The sequence below is a fragment of the Streptomyces sp. NPDC001508 genome (genome assembly GCF_040298665.1).
Lineage (GTDB): Bacteria > Actinomycetota > Actinomycetes > Streptomycetales > Streptomycetaceae > Streptomyces.
Window position 1 is genome coordinate 4,343 of record NZ_JBEPAP010000085.1, and the last position, 23,332, is coordinate 27,674.

The window sequence follows — 23,332 nt, forward strand, 5'->3', positions numbered from 1 at the left end:
GTGGTCCCGGGTCCCGTGTGGGTTCGGTCCCCGTGTGGTGGGTGGTTGGTCCCGGGTCCCGTGTGGGTTCGGTCCCCGTGTGGTGGGTGGTTGGTCCCGGGTCCCGTGTGGGTTCGGTCCCCGTGTGGTGGGTGGTTGGTCCCCGGTGCCGTGTGGGTTCGGTCCCCGTGTGGTGGGTGGTTGGTCCCGGGTCCCGTGTGGGTTCGGTCCCCGTATCGGTTATTACGCGTGTGGATGCGTGTGGGGGCATCTCTCCGCCGGGGGGTGCGGTCCAGGGGGAGGGGAGGGGGATGGTGGCGAGGGTGATTGCGTTGCGGCGGGCGGCGAGCTGGCCGAGGAGGGCTGCCCGCTGGGTGGTGTCGGTGCCGATGGAGGCCCGGCCGATGGCTTTGGACAGGCGTCGTGTGAGGCGCCGGCCTCGGCGGCCTGCTCGCTGCTGCGGGGTGTACTCCGAGAGGCGGGTGGCGAGTTCGACGGCACGTGTGGTGGCGCGGTCCCGGGTGATCTGCGCGGCGTCGCGGTCTCGTGCGGCGATGCCGAGGCGGGACAGCAGCCGTTCGCGTGCTTCCCGGCTCAGCGTGGCGATCAGGCTGTGGGAGGCGGCACCTGGGGTGTGCAGGCGCAGTTCGATTCCCATGGCGAGGTGCCACAGCATGGCTGCCAGGATGGGGCCGACGAAGGCGCGGATGGTGCCGCCGACGGGGCCGCCTTCGGCGTAGGCCGGTATCACCTGCACGGTGGTGATGACCCAGACGAGCGTGCCGGGGAGGCCGGGAGCTTTCTGGGTGGCGAGGTTCTGCCGGGCCATCAGCGCGGTGGCGAACAAGGCGAGTTCGGCGGCTGCGAACATGCCGACGCGTTCGGCGGTGCCTGCCATGTCGAGGTAGTCGGCGGCGAACCGCCAGCTGGTGTCGGCGCTGTAGGCGGTGCATCCGAGCGCTGCGAGCGCGGCCACCTTGACCGCCGCGCTGCTGGATCCCTTCGTGCCGGAGGCAGCTCTCCTGCGGCGGACCGCCCAGGCCGCGGCGAGGGCCACGGCTGCTGCGACCGGGGCCGTGGCCGCGAGGAGGACGGACAGGTCCGGGAGAGCTGCGAGCGCCAGGTAGGTGGGGGTCATGCGGCCTTTCCGCCACAGGCGTGCCCGGACACCGGGTCCGCCGGCTGTTCAGGGGCTTGGCCGGCCTTGGGTCTTTGCCGCATCTGCTTCTTCAGGCGTGGCGGCACGCCATGGGTGAGGTCGCGGTCGAAGACCTTGTGCGCGGCCTGGGTGAGCAGGTCGCGGGCGTGTTCCTGGCTGACCTGCAGGGCGACGGCGAGCCGGTCGGCGCGCCAGCCGCGCGCGTAGGCGTGATCGATGACGACCTGCCGTTCCTGCGCGGTGAGGTGGACGTCGCGGCCGTCGAAGACGGCGAGTATGCGGGTGTAGTCCAGGCGTTGGGGCAGGCCCCTGTGCCAGGGACGGCGCTCGGCCTCGGTGAGTCCGCCCCAGATGCCGTCCCTGTGGTCGTGCTCCAGGGCGTGGTTGAGGCAGTCCCCGCGCACGGGGCAGCGGGCGCACAGGGCTTTGGCCTCGGCGATGGCCGCATGCTCGCGGGGGAGGGGGAAGAAGACGGCGTCGGCCTCTTCGGGGTCCATGCCATGGCACACGCTGCGTGTGTGCCAGCTGGTGTCACCGATGCCGCGCAGGCCGCTTGTCGGCGTGTCGTTGGTGGTGATGGTGTGCAAGGAGGTCTCCGGGTACGTCTCGGTGGCTCGCACGGCATCCAGGGCCGGTACCCGTGCGGCGCTGAGGCGGGAGGGGAAGTGCGGGGCACTGGGCCCGCGGTGCACCGAATCGGGGGCGTGCGGATCACGGGCGCAGGAAGCGGCGGTCCGGGCCTGTGAAGTGGACCGGCGTGCACATGCCGGACAGGCGGGACAGGACGCGGTCGCCGACCTTGTCGCGCAGAACCGGTTGCCGGGCAGCAGGCGTGTCCGGGTCGCGGACCGGCGGCAGGTTCGTGGTGAAGAGCGTCGGCAGGCGGTGCTGGCAGCGCCAGTTCACCAGCCGGAAGGTGATCTCCTCGGTCCACTCCGAGCCCTTGGCGGCGCCCAGATCGTCGAGCAGCAGGAGCGGTATCCGCATGATCCGGCGCAGCAGCTGCTCCGGTTCCGCGCCGGCACGCGGACGCATGTCGGCGTAGAGGTCGGCTGCCGTGGTCGCGTGCCAGGCCACCCCGCACCCGGCGGCGGTCAGCGCGCGGATCGCGGCGTACGCCTGGTGGGTCTTGCCGCAGCCGGTGGATCCCCACAGCAGCAGCGACGGGCCGTGGGTGAGCTGCCGGCGACCGGCCGTGCCGTAGTGCGGGTTCAGCCCGCCGCTGTTCGGAGCCACGGCCGCTTCGACGAGGGCGCCCACCCAGGCGGCGACGTCCGGATGCTCGACCACGGCAGCGCGGTAGTCGACCGGGATCCGCTTCTGCGCGGCTTCCAGAGCCGGGACCGGCTCCGGGGTCTCTGGCAGAGACGTCCTCGGGTCGATGCCGCGCTCGGCCAGGCGGGCTTCCAGACGGGTGCGGAGCCGGTCACTGATTGCAGGCCGGGGGCCGGCCAGGTGCGTGGTCGTCACAGGCGCCCTCCGAACGTCGTCGGCTCGCCGCTGGAGTTGAGGTAGGGCGTGTAGGCGGGGCTGCCGTGGCTGACCCACGGTCCCGCGCCGGAGGCGGACGACGGCCGTGAGGCAGGCTGCTGCGGCGGGTTGACCACCTCGTTGACCAGGCTCGGCAGGAGGCTGGGATGCAGGCCCTTGGTCCGCAGCCGTTGCAGCGCCACGCGGATGTCCTGCACATCGAAGCGCTCGTCCAGCAGGACCTTGACCTTGCGCCCCAGGAGCCCGAGGAAGTCCTCCGGCGGACGGCGCGTGCAGCCCCGGACGTACTCGGCCACCAGCTCCCTCGCACCCACCCCACCGCCGGTGCCGTCGGGTGCGGGCGCATCGCGCCCCGTAAGGGAAGATCCAGGATCCAAGATCCTAGATCCAGGACCGGAGCCCTCCGGGAGCCCTCCCGTAGCGTTCCGGGAGTCTTCAGGGAGCCCTCCCGTACCCGTACGGGAACCCTCCCCGGACCGCCTCTGGCCTGTGGCTTTGTCAGGTTCGGGGGTGAGCGTGCCGGAATCGGGGCCGGCCGGTCGGTGCGGTGGAACGTCCGGTGCACCGCTGGGAGGTGCCGCGGCGGCGTCAGCCGGAACCACGGTGGGCACGGCTCCCTGATGGCTCCCGGAATCCTCCCGGAGCCCCCCGGATGCCGTCACGGACGCCGGTGCGCTCACAGCGGCGCACGATTCGGTGCGGCACTTGCCGCAGGACTGATGTGCCTGGTGGCGCGGGCAGCGCGGCACACGGGACGGCGTGGGCTTGTTGATCTTCTGGTGCTGCTCCCACGTCACCACATGCAGCCACGTACGCCCGTCACAGCCGGTGTAACGGCAGATCAGACCGGCGGCGGCCAACTCTTCCAGGTCCTGGGCGACATGCGCCGCCGTGTGCTCCGGACGCAGCGCCCACAGCCGCCCGGCGATGATCGCGGGGTGGTCGCGGTGGCGGCCGGTGTCGTCGGCCTGCGTCAGCAGACCGATGAAGGTCAGCATGGCGGTGACCGAGCACTCGGCGAGCGACTCGGACTCGAACATCTCCGGCTTGACCGTGCGGATACGGGCCATCAGGCGCCACCTCCGAGCCGGTATCGCACCACGGGTCGGCCGAGTGCCGGACTGCGGTACGGGAGCGAGGACGGGGGGAGGGCTGCCGCGCATGCCGGAAAACCGAACCTTTTGCGCAGGGCGGATGTCATGCCAGACTCTCCTCTGCGAGTTGCCGCGCTGGTACGTCCCGGGCGAAAGGGGTCCAGCGCGGTGATGACAGGCGAATTCCTCCGCCCGCGACGGGCGGGCGGAATATGCCGTGTGCGTCGGCGTCCGGGAGTTCCCGCTCCCGGCGTCAACGTTGCAGAATTGCTTATGCGGTTGGGCTGCTGCGCATGTACCTCCCCACGGTCATATGCCGGGCAGGAGTGCCCGGCGGACGACGAACATACGCACGCACCCGCGTCAAGATCCAGACTTGGTTCTTAAAGTCCGTAGAACTCGCTGTCACGCAGTCACGCAGTGTCCGGACTTCTCTGGCGGTGGCCTGGCGAGTGGACGAGGGGCAGGCTGCGAGTATGCGCATCAGCAAAACGACTCGCGCCTGCCGGGAACCAGTGTTGATGGGCCCAGGCTGTCACCCGGCAGTGCTGCGTCGGGCCTGACCGATGGACTCGGATGACGTGGGTGCGGTTGACCATCGGTACGCCACGCTGTGGGTGTCGCCCGAGCGGTGGCTTCAAGCCCCACTGTCGCGGTCGACCGGTGAGCACCCGGCGATCTCGCCGCTGCCGCACCCCTGTGAAGTCGTTCCGCAGATGACGCCCTATCATCCGTGGCATCACTGTTCCGACCTGCGGCGGCATCGGCGGAGCCGTACGCGAAGCGACGCTGGTATCTGCGGTAAGGGACGGCCCGTGCCCGCAGTAGTGCCACGGCCGCCGGGGAGGCGTTGACCGTCCGCACGCCATCGGGGTGGCCAAGACCGCCGAACGGCTCGGGGAGGCTCGCCCGCTGGCCACAGTGGTGGACGATGAGGTCGGCGGCGCTCCCAAACAGATGTGGGGCGAGGCGGCGGTCGATATCTGGGATACCCGCCGGGCGGCGGTGCTGTCGTGGCCCACATCGTTTGGTTCACGCCGCTGAACCAGCAGGTCACCCCGCCGCCTTCCTCACCTGGATCACCCACCGCGGAAGCACCCCGAAAATGGCGACCCAGCCTGATGTCGACGCCTGGCACGCCGAGAACTACGCCACCCGCCGCGAGACCCAGTCGTTTCTGCGCTGGCGCATGGTCACCTGCCGCATGCCGCGGCGTGACCATCTCCTACCGCGCGACCACGAACTCGCAGCCCATGAGCCAGCACCAGCGCCTGGTCGTCCTACGCCGCCCTTTGAACAACAACACTGCCCCGCTGCGAGCCGGATCGCCGTCGGCCTCATCCTGCCGTTCGCCCAGCCCTCACCAGCATGGTCTGCCTGACCGTCGACGACGTCCCCGACGCCGGCCATTCAAGTCCATCTCCGACTCGGCGGCCCGCCTTCGACCGTCCCTGGCCCCGTCACCACCCTCCTCCTGGACTACCTCCAGAACCTCCCCGCCAGCGCGCCGGCGGCGAACTCCGCCTCCCGCTGGCTCTCCCCCGGCCGCCGCGCGGGCGAGTCCATGGACCCCGCCACCTTGCTCGACGCCCTCCGCGCCCTCGGCACCCCGCGGGTCTTACCGGCAGGAGCCTCCCGTGAGCGGCAGGGGAGCGTAGGTTTCTCGCTGAAGGATGAGGCGTATCCGGGGTGGTGCACACAGTGAGTGGAATGGACTTCCGGCCAGTTGAACGGGCCGCGGGCGCATTTCAGCAGCCCCTGGCTGCGCAGGAGATCCAGGCAGTATGCCGCCGTGGGTTCGGCAAGGAAGCCGTTCCTGTGTCCGCGGTCGAGCTGGGTACCGGCATGTACAACAACGTCTATCGCGTGGCTCTGGCCGGACGGGACCGTCCGGTGATTCTGCGGGCGGCGCCAGCGGAGAGGCTGCAGTTCCGCAGCGAGCGCCATCTGATGAGGAACGAGCACGCCAGCCTCCCGTGGCTGGCTCCGATCGCGCACCTGATGCCGCAGGTAATCGCCGCGGACTGGACGGGGCAGGCGATCGGCCGGGACTGGATGATCCAGACCTATCTGGACGGTGTCCCGGCGCCGGAGCATCTGGGGTCGTATCCGCGTAGCACCTGGCCGGGCTTCTTCCGTCAGATGGGCGCGATCACTCGTGCGGTGCACGAGGTGCGGGGACCGCACTTCGGTCCCGTGGCCGGGCCCGGCTGTACCACGTGGAGCGAGGCGGTGATCACGTCGCTGGAGGACATCGCCGCGGACCTGGAAGGCGTGGGCCTGGACTCGGCGGACGTGCGTAAGGTCGCCGCCGTGGCCGGCCACGACCGGGCTGTGCTGGACGAGGTCACCGAACCCCGCCTTCTTACTGGCGACCTCTGGACGGTCAATGCTCTGCTCGACCGGGACGCCGACGTGCCGACCATCACCGGCGTACTGGACTTCGACCGCTGCATTTTCGGGGCGCCGGACGCGGATTGGACGATTCGCATGGCGACGGCCAAGAGCGACGAGCGGACCGCGTTCTGGGAGTCCTACGGACCGCTGGACCGGTCGGCGGCGGCGATGTGGCGAGCGCGGATTTACGAGGCGAGGCACGTGGGCGCGATCCGCCTGGAACGGTACCGGCTGGGGAAGGCGGACGCGGTCCGAGAGAGCTACGGGGCGATGGCCGACCTGCTCGCCGAGTTGAGCTGATCAGGGCCGCCCGGTGCGGGCGGGTCGATCTGGACGCGGATCTGCCGCGCGAGAGTGTCGGCCTGCTGTTCCACCTCGGCCGCGTCCGGGCCGGTGACGACGAAGCAGCCCAGCCGGTCGGCGTTGACACCGGCGGCGTTCACCGAGCTGCCGATCGCTGCCCGCCAGCGCACGAACGGCACCCCCGGCCCGCGCTTCGGGAACCCGATCAGGGAGGTGAGACGTCCGGCGTGCGGGCTGGTGATGAAGCGGACGGTGGCATGGCCGTGGGCGGTGGGGTTGATCGCGGCCGGACGGCCCAGGGCGACGTCGAGCAGGGCTGCGGAGACGTCGATACCCAGGGCGTGCTGGACCAGGAGACCGATGTGCCCGGCGCCGAGCCGGGCTGCGATCTCGATGACCGTGCATCGGCCGTCGGGGGTGATGATGACCTCGGTGTGCGAGGCGCCGTGGCGGATGCCGACCGCGCGGATCGCCGCGTCCACCTCCCGGCGCACGGCAGCCTCGGTCGCCGGGAGTAGGCGGACGGGAAGGCTGTGCCCGGTCTCGACGCGGCGGGCGCCGCAGGTCACCGCCTTCCGCGTGACGGCGAGGTGCGTGGTGACGGCGTCCTGGGTGACGGACTCGACGCTGTACTCGTCGCCGGCTGCGTACGCCTGGACGAGGATGCCCGCCGCGCTCTCGCCGCTGTACTGCCCGCGCGCCATGCGAGCGGTGTCGGCGGCCGCGGCGGCTTCGGCCGGTGATGTCACCACGGTGACCCCGGCCGAGCCCGCCCCGCGGACCGGCTTGATCACGCAGGGGAAACCGACCGCCGGGTCGGCGAGCGCGTCGTGTAGTCCGGTGTCGTCGTGCACGAGCCGGGTGTAGGGAACGCGTACGCCGGCCGCGGTGAGTACGTTCACCATCGCCATCTTGTCGCGGGCCGCGTGCGCGAGGGCAGGGTCGTTGCCGGGCAGGCCGAGGCCGGCGCACACGAGCGCGGCGAGCTCGGTCAGGTACTCGTTGGCGGTGAGGACGGCACCGACGCTGCGGCGGCGGGCGTACGCGGTGATCTCCTCCACCGCCCGGTCCGGCCGGGCGAAGTCGGTGACGACCTGCCCGGCCAGCTCCGGCACCGGGGGCTGCCCGTCCGCCGCGGTGGTCGCGGCGTGGACCGGGTGCCCGCGCTCGGCCGCCGCGCGGGCGAGGGCGACGGACTCGGGGCCCGCCGCGTCCAGCAGCAGCACGGCGGCGCCGGTCATGACAGGTAGTCCACGTGGCCGCCGTCCCGGCAAGTGTCCAGCGTGAAGCAGTGGAAACCGCCGCCGAACAGCCTTCTGTGCCGGTGGCGGACGGGCACCACGTCGAAGCCCTCAGTCTCCAGGGCCTTGGCCAGGCCGGTGCATTCCCGGTTGACGAGCACCGTGCGCTCGTCCACGGACAGGACGTTGAGGTCGATGTAGGGGCTGGTGAGGACCAAGTCCTGGTCATCGTAGACGGGGAACGCGTCGTCATCCGGCTCAGGCGGCACGATGTAGTGCCAGGAGCGCAGCGGTTCGGGCATCATGTCGCGGATGCCGTCGTGCCGGGCGAGGAACACCCCCGGCTTGAGGGCGAGGACCATCGAGTCGATGTGGTTGTCCGCCATCCGCCACACCCGGTGGACGCGGTAGTCGTGGCCGAGGTGCCGTTGAAGCCAGGTGAGGCCCCGTTCGTGGTTGTTCTGGGCGACGTTGACGACCAGGTCCCGGCCCAGCCGCAGGACTTGGGCCCCGTCGAGCATCATTTCCACGCCAACGTCGTACGGGCTGGGCTGCGGGTCGTCGATCGCTTCGGTCGGCCCGCCCAGGGTGGTGGCGGCGTCGCGGGCGTAGGACAGATCGAATGAGAGGTCGGTGAGGGTGGGGCGCGGCATCACCGTCCACCGGGCACCGCTCTGCTCGTAGGCGCGGAAGACGCGGTGGAGGAGCTGGGTCTCCAGATAGCGTGACCGGATCGCCGGTGGCGTCTCGATGATCTGGTCGCCGAGGATCAGGGTGTTGTCGCGGATGTTCAGGGGCGGGGTGGGGGCGGCTTCCCAGCCCAGGCCCGCGAGGCGGGCCGCATCGGGCGGCAGCGGAATCGGCCGGTGCACGGTGACCCCCAGCCCGGCGAGGGTGGCGGCCAGGTTCTCGACGTCCTCGTGCAGTTCCTCGGCGTACCGTTGCTTGACGGCCCAGTTCTGCCCACGGGCGCCGGTGCCGGTCTGTACGAGCCGAGGGTAGGCCCAGTCCGAACGGAAGCCCGTCAGGTTCTCGTGGTGGAACAGCTCGAAGCTCAGGTCACGGTCGTGGCCGAGGTAGTTTTCCGCGGACCCGACGATGATCTCCTTGAGCGGGGTGAAGTCGTCGTGGCTGTGCAGGCGCATGGTGAAGGCGATTCCTTCCAGGTAGAGGGGCGAGTCAGGAGGTTCGGGGTTCAGCGGGCACGTGCCGGTCGGCGAGCGTGCGGCCGCGGCGTACCCGCAGCACCAGGCCGCTGTCGTCGGGCTGGAGGGTGCGCTGTTCGCTCCAGCCGGAGAACCGCCACTCGCCGCTGTCGCCGGCCGCGACTAGCGCGAACGAGCGTCCGGCGACGGTCAGGGCGAGGGCGTCGTCGGCGTTGCGGTCGAGCCGGGCGGGCAGGAGCGAGCCGTCCAGAGGGGCGGCGGCGTCGAAGTCGGCGAAAGTGCTGGGCAGAAGGGCGTCGTACGGCAGTTCCGTGGGCCACGCGGGCGTGGTGGCAGGGATGAGCCGGTTGAACAGGACTTCTCCGCGGGCGAACAGCTCCTGCCAGGACTCGGGGAACCATGCAGCGAGTTCGGTGGTGAGGAGGGCATCGATGACGACGTGGACGCGGGTCACCATGTGGCTGGTGTTGCGGACCAGGTGCTCGCGGGAGAAGTCGCCGTACCACAGGGTGCCCGGCTGCCAGCAGTGCTCGGCGCCGTCCAGGACGAGCACCGCGTCCGGCGTGGTCACGATGGGGATGTGCAGACGCATCAGGCCGCTGTCGAGCCGGTACTTGGGATCGCAGTGCGGGGTGGAGACGGCGCCTGGCCCGAGCGCCATCAGCCTGACCGCGTTCAGCGGGGCCGGGATCGCGTCCAGAAGCTGGGCGAGGTAAGGCAGGTACTCAAGCCAGCGGGTCGGCGCGAACGACTGGGGGCCGGGGCCGCCTGGGTCGGTGCGTTCCGGGTCGCCGCCGAGACTGCGCAGCGGCAGGACGCGCCAGTCGATCGGGGCGGGCTGGCCGACCTGCCCGCCGAAGGTGTGGGTGCGCTGCAACTTCCAGGTGTGGGAGGTGACGGCGGCGAGTTCGGTGGCGAGTCGGCCCTCGTCGAGGTCGAAGGCGGGGGCGAGCTGGGCCGCCTCAGCGACTGCGGTGGTGGTCATGGTGGGGCTCCCGGTCAGGAGGAGAAGGACACGGCGGCGTGGCCGACGTGCTCGCTGGCGTCGACGGCTGTGGCGGGCAGGGTCTGGAAGCGCTCGCCGAGCCGGGCGAACGCGTCGTCGTAGCCAGTGGCGGGGTCGTAGGCAATGCAGAACACGAACTGGACCGGTGCCCCGGGGACGAGCGGTATCGCGGGCATCGACACGATCACCCCCGTCCGCGTGGTCGGGTCGTAGGCCAGGCCCATCTCGTCCAGCGCGGTCAGGAACGCGGCGAAGTCGGGCACGGTCCAGGTGGGAGGGACGTGGAACTCGACCACGTGACGGCGCGGGGCGGCGGCGACGTCGACGATGCCGTGGGCGATCTGCTGGTAGATGTGCAGCGACCCGGAGACCTGCGCGTTGACCTCCGTGAACACCACTGCGTTGTCGGGCAGCGCCAGGGCGTCCGCGCTCAGGTGACCGCGGTAGCCGAAGGCCCGGTATGTCTCGGCCAGGCGGGTGCCGCCGTCCAGCAGGGCCGCCCGCACCTGGTCGCTGACGCGGTCGAGGGGAACGACCTGATGGCTCAGGCGCCGGCCGACGTAGAGCAGGCGGCCCATCTCGGTCGGCAGTGTGCCAGTGTCGGCGGCGTAGTGCTCGGAGTACACCGCGTCCGCATCGGGCGCGAAGGTCTCGATGACGACCGGCCACCGGCCATGCCCGCTCGCCCACGTCCAGAACTGATCCCAGTACGCCGCGATACCGGCCTCGCCGGGCGCCATGTGGTGCAGGTGGCGGGCACCGACGTGGTCCACCGCCATCCGCGGATCGCGTACCAGGAGCTGGTTGCCGACCCCGGCGCCGTTGTGGGCCTGCTTGACCACGACCGCCCCGCTGCCGGACGACTCCAGCAGCTTCCGGGTCGCGCCGATCGCCTCGGCCCGGCTGCGGACGACGCGGCCCGGCAGGATCGGCACCCTGGCGGCCGCTGCCAACGCCCGGAAGTTCGCCTTGTTGTTGCCGATCTCCCCACCGCCCTGGGCGAAGAACGCGGCCCCAGGGAACCGGTCCGCGATGCCCAGGGCGCTGGCGAAGTGAGCGGCGGAGGCGGACGGCCACAGCGCGAACACCTCCGTTACTGCGGCCGGTCCACCCCCGACATCGAGCGCGGCCCGCACCGCCTTTACGAACGCAGGGTCGGTGAGCGAGGCCGGATCAAGCAGCCTCTCTCCCCACGCCCCGGCAGGCGCGACCACGACCGTCAGCTCGCTCCGCTTCACGCCGGTGTGGGCCAGCACGTAGTCGAGGAACGCGCCGTCTGGCTCGCAGCACAGGACGAGCAGGTCGCCGGGGCGGGCGAACCAGAACAGTCGCTGTGTCCAGGCCCGCATGTCACCGCGTTCACGGATCGACGGGTCGATGTGGTTGCCGACGAGGATGCGCACAACGGAACTCCTGACGCATATGGAAGCGGTGGGGATGCCCACGCGGGCACGCCCCGATGACGGGTCAGCGGTGAAGGAAGGCGGGCAGCGTCTCGAAGGCCCGCATGGTCGCCGTGCGTCGTCGTACGCCGTCGCCGGCGGCGACCAGCCGGGCCGGGTGCTCGACGAGAGCGGCGACCAGGGCCCGCAGGCCCGCTTGGGCGACGGTCGTTCCGACGCAGGAGTGCGGACCCCACCCGTAGCCGAGGTGCGGGTTCGGCGTGCGCTCCAGCACCAGCCGGTCCGCACCAGGGAAGGCGGCTGGGTCTCGGTTGGCGGCGGCGAACAGTGGCACCACCTTCTGGCCCGAGGCGACGTCGACCCCGCCGATCCGGCACGCTCGCACCGCCACGCGGGTGGTGCCCTGCACCGGCCCGTCGAAGCGGACCAGTTCGTCCACGCCGGTGGCCAGCAATGCGGGGTCGCGCATCCGCTCCAGGGCCTCGGGGCGGGCGAGCAGGACGGCCACTGCATTGCCGATGGCGGCCGCCATGGTGCTGTAGCCCCCCTGGAACATGACCCTCGCGGTGTTCTTCACGTACAGCCGGGCGTGCGGATCGGCGCTGGGCGCCATCTGTCGGACTCGCGCCAGCAGGCCGGGCCTGGACGAGGCGGTGAACCAGGAGTCGACCAGCTCGCTCAACTGCTGCCGGGCGATCCGCCCCGGTTCCACGAGCGTCGGGTTCAGGCCGCCGTCCATGCTCTGCATGATGGCGTCCGACACCGCGGCGAACTCGGTGTACGACGGGGGCTCGACCCCGAGCAGGTCCGCCACGACCGCCACGGACAGCGGCACCGCGAGTTCCGCGACCACATCGAACTCTCCTGCCCGGGTCAGCGCGTCGAGCCGGCTGGCGACCAGACGGCGGGCGCGTGCCTCGACGGCAGGGAGATCTTGGGCCCGCAGTGCCGTCATGAAGAGGGAGCGAACATGGTTCTGCTGCGGCGGGTCGAGGGTCTGCACACTCAGGCTCGGCTCCGGAACGCTCCCCCCGGTGCGACGCGGGTCGCGAGCGAACAAGCCGTGGTCCCGCAGCACCCGCACACAGTCGGCGTGCCGGGTCAGCATCCACGAGGCCATCCCCTCATGCCAGAACACCGGCTCCGTACGTCGCAGTTCGGCCAGCACCGGATACGGGTTGTGCAGATTCTGAGCGTCTAGCGGGTCATAGGGGGCGTTGGCTGACGGCATCGCGTATTCCTTCCGACGGCGGGCGGACGGACGGGGGCGGGTCCGCCTCGCGGACCCGCCCCGGCACCTCGGGCTCAGTGGTCGTACGACATGGCAGCCCCCTCTCTGTGTGTCGACGGCGGCGGAGGCGGCCCGCCAGAGAGCGAGGAGCTTGCGCGGCCCCTCGCTGGCAGGGAGCGGAGTCTTTCCACTTGGTGCCGGCCTTCCCCGCCGGGCTGGTGACCATCAGTCAACGCGCAGACGCGGGCCGTGGGGAGCTGCCAGAATGTCTGCCAGCTGTAGGCCAGTTGTGAACCAGGACCGACGATCGGGCCGGACATGACCATCGGGGAACGCATCCGCGCGGCACGCGAAGCACGGCGCCCCATGTGCAGCCAGGAGAAGCTCGCGGAGGAGCTGTCGGTGGCGCGCTGGGGGAAGACGGGATTCCTCGACCGGCAGCAGGTCTACCGGTGGGAGAAGGGCTTACGGGTTCCCCGGGTGTGGCTGCCGTTCATCGAACAGGTCCTCAACATCGATCTGTCTGAGGACAATGGGGGTCAGTTCGCCGATACCGTGACCTCGGTCATGCTCCTGGGAGGCAGCGACGTGGACCGACGACAGTTCCTCGCGGCATCCGCCGCCGTCGGCCTGGCCGCGCTCGACCTGCCCGACGCCGAGGCGGTCACCCGCCGCGCGAACCGGCCCGGCCCCGTCGCGGTCGGCACGGGCGAGGTCGCCGCGGTCCGCACGATGACCACCACCCTCGGCGATGCCGCCTCCGAGCTCGGCGGCGGTCACGCCCGCCACCTCGCGGTGCGCTACTTGACCGTGGACGTCAAGCGGTGGCTGGACGGCCGGTACACCGAGACCACTGGGCGGGAGCTGTTCGCCGCGACCAGCGAACTGGTGCACCTGATCGGCTGGATGGCCCGCGACGAGGGCAACCAGGGCCTGAGTCAGAAGTATCACCTGCACAGCTACCGGCTCGCCGTCGAGGCCGGCGAGAACGAGCTCGCCGCCACTGCCCTGCGCGGGCTCGCAGACCAGGCCATCGACCTGGGGCACATCCCAACCGCGGTACGGCTCGCCGAGGCGTGCGAGCAGCGCGGCCGGAAGCTGACCAACCCCAAGGCACTGGCGTACTACCGCAACACCTACGCCCGCGCGGCAGCCGCCGACGGCGACCACACCACCGCCGCGAGGCTCCTCACCTCCGCCCAGGCCGCCATCGAGCACGCTCCCGCCCTGCCCGGGCAGTCCTGGGCGTCGCACTACAGCCACGGCCGGTGGGCCCATGAGTCCGGCATGATTCATGCCAAACTCGGCGACCTCGCTGCCGCCGAGGAACACCTCCACCTCGCCCTTGACATCCATGGTCTGGACCGCAAGAGGACGCGGGCGATCGTGCTCGCCGACCTCGGACACGTCCAGCTCAAGCGCGGCAACACCGAGACCGCGCTTGCCACCTGGAGCGAGTTCCTTGACTGCGCCGACGGCGTGCAGTCCGTACGGATCAACGACGGCCTGACCAACATCGCCGCCCGCCTACCCTCGATCCCCGACAGTTCGGCTGCCGCAGAGCTCGGCGAGCGCATCGCCGCCCGCGCGTGACGGGGTGCCCCTGGAGGAGAATCAGGAGTTTGCCGGTCACCTCGGCCCAGCTATGACGCCCAACCTATGGCGGCGCGGCGACCAGGCACGACTAGCCTGGCACGCGGCCTGCCAGCGTCGACAAGTTCAGCGCACAGCTCGGGCGCTGGCTCGCCCTGGCCGTTCGGCTTGCGCGGGCAGGTCTTCGCGGGCGGCGGGCTGGTGCTGGCCTCCCAGGTGAACAGGGCTTCCGGCCGGGGCGCCCCGCGCCGATGGTGAGCGGGCAGTTTGAGGCGTGACAGCTTGGATCGAGGTGGTGCCCGCGTCGGGTCTCGTGCGCGAGCCGATGGAGGCCGGCATCGCAAGACCTCGGGCCGACCTCGAACAGGAGTAGGCCAGACTGAGGGGCTTTACCACTGCCGCTCCGCGGTCACCCTGGGGTACCCAGGCCGCGCCTGGAGCCCCTGCAACCGGCGGACTTTAATTGCGACGGTCGTCAACCAATTGATGCCGTGTCGTGGGACCAGAGGTTGGCTTCCGTCCTTCGCAGGACGCTGAGGTCGGCGACGGCGGCGAGGCGCATGTGTGGACCGATCAGGCTGAGGTCGATTCCGTTATGCCTCGTTATCGCTGTCTCCCTCGGTGCGTGTGGCCAGTTCGCCGAGGCGTTCCAGGACGCGGGTGCGGTCGGGTCGGCCGATGGGTGAGTAAAGGCGGACGGCGTCCTGATAGAGGTGGCGGGCGTCCTCGCGGCGGCCTGCTTCCTGGAGCGTCTGGCCGAGCAATTCGCGGCTGCGTGCCTGCCCCTGGGGGGTGCCCAACTGATCGGTTTCAGTGATGGCCTGTCGCCCGTGCTGTTCGCCCTGGTTGGTGTCGCCGTTGAGCGCGTGAGCGCGGCCCAGCCAGGCCATGGCCCGTGCCGCATCAAAGGGGTCGGGGATGGTGAGGAGTGTGGCGCGGGCGGAGGAGAGCGTCGCGACCGCCTCGCCGCTCCGGCCGAGGAGGAGCTGAGTCTGGCCCAGCGCTACGTCGGTGACGGCTACGGCACGGCGGAACGTGCGCTCGCTGTCCGTGTCGTCGTTGGCTTCGGCGTGGTGAATGAGGGCGGTACGCAGGCTGCGGGCCTGGAGCAGGAAGGACTCTGCTTCCTGGGGGCGCTTGGCCGCAAGGTGGGTGGCACCCAGCTCGTGGAGTGCCTGCGCCTCGGCACGCGGGTCGCCGTGGGTATGCGCGAGCTGGAGCACCTGGTCGAACGCCTCGATGGCATCGGCGTGGAGACCGGCAGTGCGTAGGCCCACGCCCCAGGTGCCGAGGATCTCCAGTTCCGCGGTGCGGTTCTGGCAGCGGCGGGCCGCGCCGAGGGCGCGCCGGTGGGTCTGGTCCCACAGGTCGTGGTCGTGGCGGGCGCGCAGCAGGGGCCACAGGGCGTGGGTGAGCTGCCACACCACCGAGTCGATCCCGGCCTCGTCCGCCGCGGTGATCGCCGTGAGCAGGGTGTCCCGGTGTGCTTCCAGCCACGCCAGGGCGGCGGCGTCCGTCTCGAACACGAGCGGGTCGGCGGGAGGGTGGACGTACTCCCGGGCGAGTGGACGATGGGTCGGCGTGAGCCGGTGTTCGGCACGGGAGGCGGTGTCCAGGAGGTAGTCCAGGGCCCGGCGCAGAACCTCGGCACGGTGTTCGGGCGGTTCCTGAGCCAGCCGGCCGGCGGCATGTGCGCGAGTGGTGTCGTCGAACCGGTAGAAGGCGCCGCGTGACTCGTCCGCGGATGCGGACTCGACCAGGCTGGTGGAGGCCAGCACGGCGAGGATGTTCTCTGCGTCCGGTCGCGGCCGTCCGGTGAGGGCGGCGGCGTAGGTGCTGTCGAAGTTCCCGCCGGGTAAGGGCAGGATGCTCAGGCGTCGGTACATGTCGGCGGCGCCGGGAGGCAGTGTGTTGTAGCGGGTGTCGGGGGATGCGGTCACCATCGTCCTCCGGGTGGTCGGAGCGGGTCGGGCGGTTGTGGGATGCCGGGCGCGCGTCGTCAGGCGGCTGCCGTGCGCGGCCCTTGGTGTCGGTGGCGGTGGGTGTCAGCGGGGCCGGGGGTGTGTGACGGCTACGACGCGGCCTGTGAGGGTGGTGGGGTCCGGGTGCGAACTGTGTTCCACGGTCAGCCAGGCGCCGTCGAGCAGGGCGGCGCTGACGGCAGGGGTGAGCCTGATCTGGAGGACGCATGCCGCCCCGGGTATGTCGTCGGTGCTGTTGCCGGGGACCAGAAGACTGCACAGAGAACCCGGGACGGCGTCGTGGGCCGGGTCTGTGGCTTCAGCGTCGGCCACGACCTGGTAGGTGCGGGGACGGTTCGGATCACGTGTGAGCAGGCCCTTTTTCACCAGGATCTTCACGTGGTACTGGACGCTGGATGTGCTGCTTAGCCCCGCTGCCGTACCGATCTCGCGGAGCGAGGGCGGGTAGCCGCGGTGTTGGGTTGATGCCTTGATGAAAGCGAGGATCTGCTTCTGGCGCCGTGTCAGCGCCTTGTCGTCCTGCAAGGCGGGTTCGGGTGCGGCCGGGGGGCGAGACTGACGGCCAGGCGGCCGGCCGGTTTCGTGGGCCCCGATTTTCGGGGGTTGAGGGTCCTGCGGAGGCTCAGCCAGATGGCCGTGCCGAGTCGTCGCCGTAGGGGCCGGTGTCATGGTTGTCCTTCGTCATCAGTGCCTGCGGGCCATCCCGGCTGGCGTCAGGGCGGCCGGCTGGTCGCCCGTGGGCGTTCAGGGCTTGGATGCGACGCCTCCCATGACGTCGGTGGGCGTCGGAGAGGAGCCGGGCTCAGGGCGCCATAGAGGACACGGGACGATGCCGGGGTCCAGCAGGTCGAAGCCCTCGTAGTAGGCGGCTATCTCTTCGGGGCTGCGCAGGACGTACGGGGCGGCGCCGGTCGCGTCGTAGCCGGCCTGCGCTTTCGTGAGGTCGGGATTCGTGCCGATGCCGTCGTAGTGGATGAGGAGGCTGCCGGAGGGCAACGCCTCCTTCAGATGCTGGACGATGGCGGTGGCTTCGGCGTGGTTCTGAACGTGGCCGAGGATGCCCATGAGCATCAGGGCGACGGGCTGCTCGAAGTCCAGGATCTGGCGGGCTTCGGCGAGGATGGCTTCCGGGTGGTGCAGGTCCGCGTCGATGTAGTCGGTGCTGCCCTGGGGCGTGCTGGTGAGCAGGGCTCTGGCGTGGGCGAGCACGATGGGGTCGTTGTCGACGTAGACGATCTGCGAGGTGGGGGCGATGCGCTGGGCGACCTCGTGGGTGTTGTTGGCGGTGGGCAGGCCGGTGCCGATGTCGAGGAACTGGCGTAGGCCCATGTTGCCTGCGGCGCAGGCCACGGTGCGGATGAGGAACTTGCGGGATTCGCGGGCCATCGTCACGACTTGGGGAGCGATGTCCGCGTAGGCGTCGCCGGCCTTGCGGTCTGCCTCGTAGTAGTCCTTGCCGCCGGCCCAGTAGTTCCAGACTCTCGCCGAGCTCGGGACGGTGTTCGTGCTGCTGTGGTGCATGGGGTACTTCCAGAGGTGTCGGGTCATCAGGACCTGGGGGTGGACGTCGTGGATGGTCAGGGCCGGCTCAGGTCCTGGGCGTGTGAAGGCGCGGTCTGCGGTGTGCGGGAGTGCTGAGGCTGGTGCACAGCGCTTCGGCCGGGGTGCACAGCCGTCCGGGCGGGGCGCCGCGGGTGATCCATCGCAGACCGAGGTCGCCGGCGCGGGCGGCACGCGGTGGGAGGAGCAGGGCGGGTCCGCTTCGGTAGGTGACCCAGGGCGGCCAGGCGTGGCTTCCGGAACCTGGTGTGACGAAGAAGGTCCACCGGGTGCCGTCAGCGAAGACCGCTCCGTGGTCTCGGCCCGCCCGGCGCAGACCGTCAAGGGCCGGTGCGGCGAGGGCCTGGGGTGCTTGGACCACGTCGAACGTGCTGCCGGTCTGGACGGGTTGGGGGCTGGAACTGCGCCAGGCCGGGCCCAGCAGTACGTACGCCTCGCGGACCGGGTCGTCTGCCAGTGTGGGAACACTCCATGCCCGTGCTTCGGACGGTCGCATGAGAATGAGGGAGTGGGAAGTCATCAAAAGCCCCGTGTGGGCGCGTCGGATGGATGGGCGGGCTTGCCCGGGGTGGGTTCAGGGGGCGGTGCGGTCGAGCCAGGACTGCGGGTGGGCGAACTCGTCCTTGGTGGGCAGCAAAGCCGTGTCTTTCCAGACCCGGTTGATCTGGTCGAGGCCCGCGTGGGCGGCGACGTACGCGAAGAAGCGGGCTCCTTCTTCGTATGCGGCGCGGCTCGGGCCGAGGTGGCGGATTCCCGGAATGTGCTTGTGGAGGCGGTAACGCAGCGACCGGGGGGCCTGCCCATCATCGACCGGTGCACCGTACAGGTGCTGTGTGATCTGCTGGTCCGTCCACCGGGCGTGCCCCTCCAGGAACATCGACGTGATGCGGGGATGGGGCATGGCGCGGTGCTCGGGAAAGAGGGTTTGCCATGCCGTCGTGTCGTTGTGGGCGGCCTGCACGTGATGGACCAGCTCGTGGGCGATCATCTGGACGAGGACCGGTTCGTCGGCCAGCAGTCCGCCGTGGTGCAGGGCCCGGGGGGCTATCCGTGTTTCCTGCTCGCCGTCGGCCGCCGTCGCTGTCGCCCCGTTCACCAGAGGCCAGACCAGCACGGGGACGATGCGTGCGAGCTTGAGGCCCAGGGCGACCGGCTTGGTCTGTTCGGGTGTGAGGGCCAGGTCAGCTGTGTCCTGGATCAGGGTGCGCACCTTGGCGTCGATGGTCTCCCGCCGCCACGCCTTCGGTGTCGTGAGGCGGTAGCGGACGGTCGGGGGGAGGGTGAGGCCGGTGATCTCCTCGATCGGTGATGCCACCATGGTCAGGATGTCGGTGATCCGCGCCGCGAGGTCGGGGTGGCGGCGGGTGTCGTCGAGGACGGTGAACCGGGATTGCACGGGTGATCCTTGTCTGGGAGCGTCGGTTGGCTTGATGCGGTACGGCTGATCGCTCACGGTTTCCTGTCTGGCGGGACGGGCCGCGGGCGGTGGGGCGGGGGGGTGTTATCCCTGGTGAGAGCGAGCGGCTTGCGGTCCGTGGCCGGGGCGGGATGTGTGCCGGGGGTCCAGGAGGACGGGTATCAGGCTGCAGAAGAGCAGAATGGCGGCGGCCGTGGCTCGAACGGCCTTGTGCGGGGTGTGCATGCGGGGACTTTCCTGATTGGTAGGGCTATTGACGCGCCGGGCCGCCGCGTCTTGCCGTAGTGGACGCCGGGCGTACGCGGAGCTGCCGGGAGCGTGAGAACGGTCGTGTCGTCACGGTTTGCCCGACTCGACTGCGGAGTCGCTCAGGAGGGGGCGGCATGCCGGAGGCTCGGGCTGCCCGGCAAGGTCAGCGTGGGATCGGGGCGGATCAGGCGGCGAGTTGCAGGCGGACAGGCAGGGTCTGATGTCCGTTGCTGATGAGCGAGGGGAGCGGTGCGAGGTCTTCGGCGGGGGCGGCGAGTTCGATGTCGGGGAAGCGGTCGAAGATCATGCGGAGGGCGGTGGCGACTTCGAGGCGGGCGAGGGGAGCGCCGAGGCAGAAATGCACGCCGTACCCGAAGGCGAGGTGTTCTTTGGAGGGGCGGGTGATGTCGAACCGGTCGGCGTCAGGCCCGTGCCAGTCGGGGTGGCGGTTGGCGGCGGCGTAGGAGGCGAGGATGGCGTCGCCCTTGCGGATGGTGGAGCCGTTCGGCAGGGGGATGTCGGTGAGGGCGTAGCGCAGGGGGAGGTGTTTGACCGCGGGGTGGGCGCGCAGGGTCTCCTCGACGACGTCGTTCCAGTTGGCGCGGCCGGCGCGGATGTGTTGGAGCTGGCCGGGGTCGGACAGCAGGGCGACCAGGCTCTGGTCGATCGCGTTAACCGTGGTCTCGTATCCGGCGCTGATCATCAGCACCAGGGAGTCGCGCAGTTCGGCATGGGTGAGGCCGTCGCCGTCGCCGTCGTGGTCGCGGGCGGCGATGAGGAGCGAGATCATGTCGTCGCCGGGCTGGGCACGCTTGGCCTCGATCAGCACGTCGAGGGACCGGTAGAGGGCGCTGGTGTTCGCGGTGGCCTGGTCGCGGGTGAGGGTGGTGTCGAAGACGCCGTCGACCACGCCGCGGAAGCCGTCCTGCCGCTCCTGGGGGACACCCATGATCTGGCAGATCGCCGCGATCGGCAGCGGGTAGGCAAGGTGCTCACGCAGGTCGGTGATCTGTCCGGCCGGCCGTTGGCCGAGGTCGTCGAGGATCGCGGTCACGATCTGCTCGATGGCGGGCTGAAGAGCCTGGATGCGGCGTGAGCTGAAGGCGGGGGCGATCATGCGGCGCAGTCTGCGGTGGTCGCCGCCGTAGGCGGTGAACATGTTCTTCACCGCGATCCACAGGGCGAGCGGCCAGGTGGCGACGGTGTCGGCGAACAGGGGCCAGTGCTTGCGGGCGTCCTTGGACACGTCGGGGCTGGTGAGGAGCTGCTTGAGGAGCTGGGGGTCGGAGACGGACCAGGCGGTCACACCGAGGACGTCCACGCGGGTGGCCGGGCCGCGGGCGTAGAGGGCCTGGTGCTCGGTGTGGGGGTCGGAGCCGGCGGGGTCGAGGACGAGGATCGGCTGCTCGGAGGAGGACACGGCGGGTCTCCTTGGTCAGGCGGCGAGGGTGACGGGCAGGGATTCCAGGGCGCGGTGGAACGGGCCGGGCCGCCACCGCAGTTCGGACGCGGGCACGGCCAGGTCGATCTCCGGCTGGGCATCGAGGAGGTAGGTGATGGCGGTCTCTGCGACGAGGTAGGCGGGTACGCGTGCCGGGCAGGTGTGGGGACCGGCGCTCCAGGACAGGTGGGCGCGGTTGCCGGTGACGGCGTCCGCGGGGAGGCCGGCGGTGAGCTCGGGGTCGTTGTTGCAGCCGGTCATGGAGATCAGCACGGGCTGGTGGGCTGGGAGCAGGACACCGTCGACATCGGCCGGGTAAGGGGGGTAGGAGATGCAGTAGGTGGCCATCGGCGGGTCCCTGAACAAGACACCGTCGAGGGCGGCGCGGACGCTGGTCCGTCCGGCGTGCAGGGCGGCGGCGAAACCCGGGTCGGTCAGGATCGTCAGGATCGTGTTCGCGATCAGGTTGGCGAGAGGTTCGATGCCGGCGCCGTAGAGGGTGACGAGCTGGTGAGCCATCTCGGTGTCGTCGAGGTGGGCGGGGTGGGCGAGCAGCCGTGTCGTGATGTCGTCGCCGGGATGCTGTCGCCGCAGGGCGACCAGTTTGGCAACGGCTTGGGCGAGGACTGCGTTGCCGCGGGCCGCGGATGCCGGATCGGAGGCGTTGAAGATATCGGCCATGCCGGCGCCGATCCGCATCCCGATGTCGTCCGGGCAACCCAGCAGCCCGTTCAGGGACTGGGAGGCGATCCGATGCGCGTACTGGATGAGCAAGTCCACATAGCCCGCGGGCTGGAGCTCGGCGAGGGCTTCGGCGCAGATCTCCTCGACGAGGCGGTGCAGAGCGTGCTGGTCGGTGGCATCGATTGCGGCAGTGTTGGCAGCGCGGTAGCGAGGGTGCTCGGCGGGGCCCGACCTGAGCGCGTTGGGCCGCCACTCCATCATCGGCCGCACGGGGCAGTCCATCGGCACCTGCTGCTGCCACGTCCTGGGGTCCGCGGGGAACCGCTGAGGGTCGTGCAGGATGGTCAGGGCTTGCCGGTAGCCGATGACGAGGGTGGCCGGAATGCCGGGGGACAGTTCCACGGGCACCAGCGGGCCGTGAGTGTCCCGCATGCGCGCGTAGGCGGCGTGCGGGTCGTCGGAGAAGTCCCGCTCATACAGGACGACTCTGTCGGGTGCGGCGGCCGGGTTGGGGGTGGTGGGGGTCATCGCAGGGGCTCCAGGAGGGTGTCTGCGCGGAGCGCGGGCAGGTGTTCGACCAGCGTGATCAGGGCGAGCATGCTGGAGGTGCGGTCGCGGGCATCGCAGTAGGTCAGCGGCGTTCCGGGATCCAGGTCCAGGGCCTGGCGCAGCTCCGCCTCCGGGTAAGAGGGGGCGTCCGGGAAGGTGTTGATCGCGACCGTGTGCGGCATGTGGAGGGCGTCGAGGAGGTCGAGCGCGGGGTGGCAGGCGTCCAGGTCGCGGGTGTCGGCCAGGACCAGGCAGCCCATGGCTCCGTCGGCCAGGTCCTGCCACAGGAGCCGGAAGCGCATCTGCCCGGGGAGCCCGAACAGATACAAGGCGATCTGGTCGCCCTGGCCGTCGCCGTCGGACAGGTGGAGACGGCCGAAGTCGATCCCGACGGTGGTGGTCTTCTTGCCCGGCGTGCCGCGCAGGTCGTCCACGCCCACGCTGTCCTGCGTGATGGGCTGCTCCATCCGCAGCGGCGTCACGTCCGACACGCTGCCGATCAGCGTGGTCTTGCCGACGCCGAACCCTCCGGCGATGACGATCTTGGCGGACTGGGTCACCGAGGCCGGCACGTAGGTGACGGGCGTCTCATCACAGTGCCTTGCGGAGTCCATTGAGCACTCTCCTCATCAAGAAGGCGTCGGGCTGGTGAGCGGCGACGGCGACGGGGCTGGTCAGATGGCCGCTGTCGACCAGGGACGACACGAGAATCCGCGCCGTGATGGGCGGCAGGTCCAAGGCGGCGGCGATCTCGGCGACCGCCAGACCGCCACGCCCACCGGAGAACAGGGCCATCACCCGCCGGGCGTCGATCCCCACCCCGGTGAGGGGGGCTGCCGCGGCGATGACCACAGTCTCCAGGCGTACGTCCGGGCGCGTGCGGCCCTGGCCGCGTGTGCGGACGTAGGGCCTGATCATGTCGGGGTCACGCCGCGGTCCGGTCATGCCGGCACGCCGTCGTCCGCCTCAGGGTCCGTCTCAGGGCGGCGCTCGGCTGTTCCCAGCTGCTCCCTTGTCCGCACGGCCAGCGCCGCCATCTGGTGGCTGATCAGCCCGATGTCGGCGTCGGGCTCGGTGCAGACCGACAGCAGGCTGTGGTCCCCGGCCGCTGTCGTCAGCGAGATGCAGCCTTCCAGCTCGACCAGCACCTGCCGCATGCGCTCGTCGCCGGTCAGTTCCCTGAACGCGAGCGCCGTTGCTCGCAGTGCCGCGGTGAGCGCCGCGTATTGCTCCGCCTCCGTCTGGCTGAGTGTCCGGGTGCGGGATTTCAGCAGGCCGTCACCGCTGACCAGGACGGCGTACCGGACACCCGGGACGGCACCGATGTGCTCGTCCAGGAGCCAGCCCAGCGAATTCGAATGCGTTTCAGCCGTAGCAGCAGTCATGG

22 protein-coding genes are annotated in these 23,332 nt (G+C 70.6%); 3 read left to right on the forward strand and 19 right to left on the reverse strand.

The genetic code is table 11. The features are described 5' to 3' along the window. From ABT245_RS41620 to ABT245_RS41635, 4 genes are all read right to left on the reverse strand, one after another. On the reverse strand, positions 1-1,117 hold a 1,117-nt coding region (locus tag ABT245_RS41620; protein WP_351745062.1), incomplete at its 3' end, for a hypothetical protein. Then, positions 1,114-1,758 carry a WhiB family transcriptional regulator gene (locus ABT245_RS41625; RefSeq protein WP_502982298.1) on the reverse strand — a complete coding sequence of 215 codons (645 nt, stop codon included), beginning with the start codon at positions 1,756-1,758 and terminating at the stop codon, positions 1,114-1,116. The genes ABT245_RS41625 and ABT245_RS41620, both read right to left, overlap by 4 nt. Positions 1,759-1,849: 91 nt before the next feature. Further along, positions 1,850-2,608 (reverse strand): ATP-binding protein, encoded by a 759-nt coding sequence (locus tag ABT245_RS41630; RefSeq protein WP_351745065.1) that lies wholly within the window; start codon positions 2,606-2,608, stop codon positions 1,850-1,852. Then, positions 2,605-3,699 (reverse strand): hypothetical protein, encoded by a 1,095-nt coding sequence (locus tag ABT245_RS41635; RefSeq protein ID WP_351745068.1) that lies wholly within the window; start codon positions 3,697-3,699, stop codon positions 2,605-2,607. Before ABT245_RS41635 ends, ABT245_RS41630 begins: the two co-directional genes overlap by 4 nt. 897 nt (positions 3,700-4,596) lie before the next feature. On the opposite strand from ABT245_RS41635, the gene ABT245_RS41640 reads away from it, so the two are divergent. Both ABT245_RS41640 and ABT245_RS41645 read left to right on the forward strand, forming a co-directional pair. Continuing rightward, positions 4,597-4,767, forward strand: coding sequence for a hypothetical protein (locus ABT245_RS41640; protein ID WP_502982299.1), 171 nt, complete (start codon positions 4,597-4,599; stop codon positions 4,765-4,767). Positions 4,768-5,433: 666 nt separating this feature from the next. Further along, positions 5,434-6,420 (forward strand): phosphotransferase family protein, encoded by a 987-nt coding sequence (locus ABT245_RS41645; RefSeq protein WP_351745070.1) that lies wholly within the window; start codon positions 5,434-5,436, stop codon positions 6,418-6,420. Here the strand turns inward: ABT245_RS41645 and ABT245_RS41650 are convergent. From ABT245_RS41650 to ABT245_RS41670, 5 genes are all read right to left on the reverse strand, one after another. Further along, complete coding sequence (locus tag ABT245_RS41650) at positions 6,381-7,664, reverse strand: ATP-grasp domain-containing protein (RefSeq protein ID WP_351745073.1); 1,284 nt, start codon at positions 7,662-7,664, stop codon at positions 6,381-6,383. The two genes, ABT245_RS41645 and ABT245_RS41650, sit on opposite strands and share 40 nt — an antisense overlap. Next, positions 7,661-8,809, reverse strand: a complete 1,149-nt coding sequence (locus ABT245_RS41655; protein WP_351745075.1) for a glycine amidinotransferase — start codon at positions 8,807-8,809, stop codon at positions 7,661-7,663. Before ABT245_RS41655 ends, ABT245_RS41650 begins: the two co-directional genes overlap by 4 nt. A 34-nt stretch (positions 8,810-8,843) precedes the next feature. After that, positions 8,844-9,815, reverse strand: a complete 972-nt coding sequence (locus ABT245_RS41660) for an aspartyl/asparaginyl beta-hydroxylase domain-containing protein (RefSeq protein WP_351745077.1) — start codon at positions 9,813-9,815, stop codon at positions 8,844-8,846. Between the two features lie 14 nt (positions 9,816-9,829). Continuing rightward, a complete protein-coding gene (locus ABT245_RS41665) occupies positions 9,830-11,239 on the reverse strand; it encodes a preATP grasp domain-containing protein (RefSeq protein ID WP_351745080.1) in 1,410 nt (469 codons plus the stop codon). Between the two features lie 64 nt (positions 11,240-11,303). Further along, positions 11,304-12,470, reverse strand: coding sequence for a cytochrome P450 (locus tag ABT245_RS41670; RefSeq protein WP_351745082.1), 1,167 nt, complete (start codon positions 12,468-12,470; stop codon positions 11,304-11,306). A 318-nt stretch (positions 12,471-12,788) separates the two neighbouring features. Here ABT245_RS41670 and ABT245_RS41675 point away from each other — a divergent pair, with 318 nt between their 5' ends. Continuing rightward, positions 12,789-14,063 (forward strand): NsdA family TPR-like regulatory protein, encoded by a 1,275-nt coding sequence (locus ABT245_RS41675; protein ID WP_502982300.1) that lies wholly within the window; start codon positions 12,789-12,791, stop codon positions 14,061-14,063. A 593-nt stretch (positions 14,064-14,656) separates the two neighbouring features. Here ABT245_RS41675 and ABT245_RS41680 read toward each other — a convergent pair. From ABT245_RS41680 to ABT245_RS41725, 10 genes are all read right to left on the reverse strand, one after another. Continuing rightward, a complete protein-coding gene (locus tag ABT245_RS41680; protein ID WP_351745085.1) occupies positions 14,657-16,006 on the reverse strand; it encodes a tetratricopeptide repeat protein in 1,350 nt (449 codons plus the stop codon). Positions 16,007-16,108: 102 nt separating this feature from the next. After that, positions 16,109-16,570 (reverse strand): LexA family protein, encoded by a 462-nt coding sequence (locus tag ABT245_RS41685; protein ID WP_351745087.1) that lies wholly within the window; start codon positions 16,568-16,570, stop codon positions 16,109-16,111. A 219-nt stretch (positions 16,571-16,789) separates the two neighbouring features. Next, positions 16,790-17,566, reverse strand: coding sequence for an SAM-dependent methyltransferase (locus ABT245_RS41690; protein WP_351745089.1), 777 nt, complete (start codon positions 17,564-17,566; stop codon positions 16,790-16,792). Positions 17,567-17,633: 67 nt separating this feature from the next. Then, positions 17,634-18,101: a hypothetical protein gene (locus ABT245_RS41695; RefSeq protein ID WP_351745092.1), complete on the reverse strand. Its 468-nt coding sequence runs from the start codon at positions 18,099-18,101 to the stop codon at positions 17,634-17,636. Positions 18,102-18,179: 78 nt separating this feature from the next. Continuing rightward, the gene (locus ABT245_RS41700; RefSeq protein WP_351745095.1) at positions 18,180-19,001 is read right to left on the reverse strand and encodes a zinc-dependent metalloprotease; all 822 of its coding nucleotides are present in this window, start codon (positions 18,999-19,001) and stop codon (positions 18,180-18,182) included. A 454-nt stretch (positions 19,002-19,455) separates the two neighbouring features. Beyond that, complete coding sequence (locus tag ABT245_RS41705; RefSeq protein WP_351745098.1) at positions 19,456-20,691, reverse strand: cytochrome P450 family protein; 1,236 nt, start codon at positions 20,689-20,691, stop codon at positions 19,456-19,458. A 15-nt stretch (positions 20,692-20,706) separates the two neighbouring features. Next, a complete protein-coding gene (locus ABT245_RS41710; RefSeq protein ID WP_351745101.1) occupies positions 20,707-21,924 on the reverse strand; it encodes a cytochrome P450 family protein in 1,218 nt (405 codons plus the stop codon). Further along, a complete protein-coding gene (locus ABT245_RS41715) occupies positions 21,921-22,559 on the reverse strand; it encodes a GTP-binding protein (protein ID WP_351745104.1) in 639 nt (212 codons plus the stop codon). The genes ABT245_RS41710 and ABT245_RS41715 overlap by 4 nt, the downstream gene beginning before the upstream one ends. Beyond that, the gene (locus tag ABT245_RS41720; protein ID WP_351745107.1) at positions 22,537-22,890 is read right to left on the reverse strand and encodes a DUF742 domain-containing protein; all 354 of its coding nucleotides are present in this window, start codon (positions 22,888-22,890) and stop codon (positions 22,537-22,539) included. Before ABT245_RS41720 ends, ABT245_RS41715 begins: the two co-directional genes overlap by 23 nt. Further along, the gene (locus ABT245_RS41725; RefSeq protein WP_351745110.1) at positions 22,887-23,330 is read right to left on the reverse strand and encodes a roadblock/LC7 domain-containing protein; all 444 of its coding nucleotides are present in this window, start codon (positions 23,328-23,330) and stop codon (positions 22,887-22,889) included. The genes ABT245_RS41720 and ABT245_RS41725 overlap by 4 nt, the downstream gene beginning before the upstream one ends. Positions 23,331-23,332 lie beyond the last annotated feature (2 nt).

Excerpts from the sequence above, each read along its gene's own strand:
- ABT245_RS41690 (WP_351745089.1), bottom strand. The coding sequence starts at position 17,566 with ATGCACCACAGCAGCACGAACACCGTCCCGAGCTCGGCGAGAGTCTGG.
- ABT245_RS41680 (WP_351745085.1), bottom strand. The coding sequence starts at position 16,006 with ATGGTGACCGCATCCCCCGACACCCGCTACAACACACTGCCTCCCGGC.
- ABT245_RS41720 (WP_351745107.1), bottom strand. The coding sequence starts at position 22,890 with ATGACCGGACCGCGGCGTGACCCCGACATGATCAGGCCCTACGTCCGC.
- ABT245_RS41725 (WP_351745110.1), bottom strand. The coding sequence starts at position 23,330 with ATGACTGCTGCTACGGCTGAAACGCATTCGAATTCGCTGGGCTGGCTC.
- ABT245_RS41650 (WP_351745073.1), bottom strand. The coding sequence starts at position 7,664 with ATGACCGGCGCCGCCGTGCTGCTGCTGGACGCGGCGGGCCCCGAGTCC.
- ABT245_RS41715 (WP_351745104.1), bottom strand. The coding sequence starts at position 22,559 with ATGGACTCCGCAAGGCACTGTGATGAGACGCCCGTCACCTACGTGCCG.
- ABT245_RS41670 (WP_351745082.1), bottom strand. The coding sequence starts at position 12,470 with ATGCCGTCAGCCAACGCCCCCTATGACCCGCTAGACGCTCAGAATCTG.
- ABT245_RS41675 (WP_502982300.1), top strand. The coding sequence starts at position 12,789 with ATGACCATCGGGGAACGCATCCGCGCGGCACGCGAAGCACGGCGCCCC.
- ABT245_RS41695 (WP_351745092.1), bottom strand. The coding sequence starts at position 18,101 with ATGCGACCGTCCGAAGCACGGGCATGGAGTGTTCCCACACTGGCAGAC.
- ABT245_RS41710 (WP_351745101.1), bottom strand. The coding sequence starts at position 21,924 with ATGACCCCCACCACCCCCAACCCGGCCGCCGCACCCGACAGAGTCGTC.
- ABT245_RS41635 (WP_351745068.1), bottom strand. The coding sequence starts at position 3,699 with ATGGCCCGTATCCGCACGGTCAAGCCGGAGATGTTCGAGTCCGAGTCG.
- ABT245_RS41645 (WP_351745070.1), top strand. The coding sequence starts at position 5,434 with ATGGACTTCCGGCCAGTTGAACGGGCCGCGGGCGCATTTCAGCAGCCC.
- ABT245_RS41660 (WP_351745077.1), bottom strand. The coding sequence starts at position 9,815 with ATGACCACCACCGCAGTCGCTGAGGCGGCCCAGCTCGCCCCCGCCTTC.
- ABT245_RS41655 (WP_351745075.1), bottom strand. The coding sequence starts at position 8,809 with ATGCGCCTGCACAGCCACGACGACTTCACCCCGCTCAAGGAGATCATC.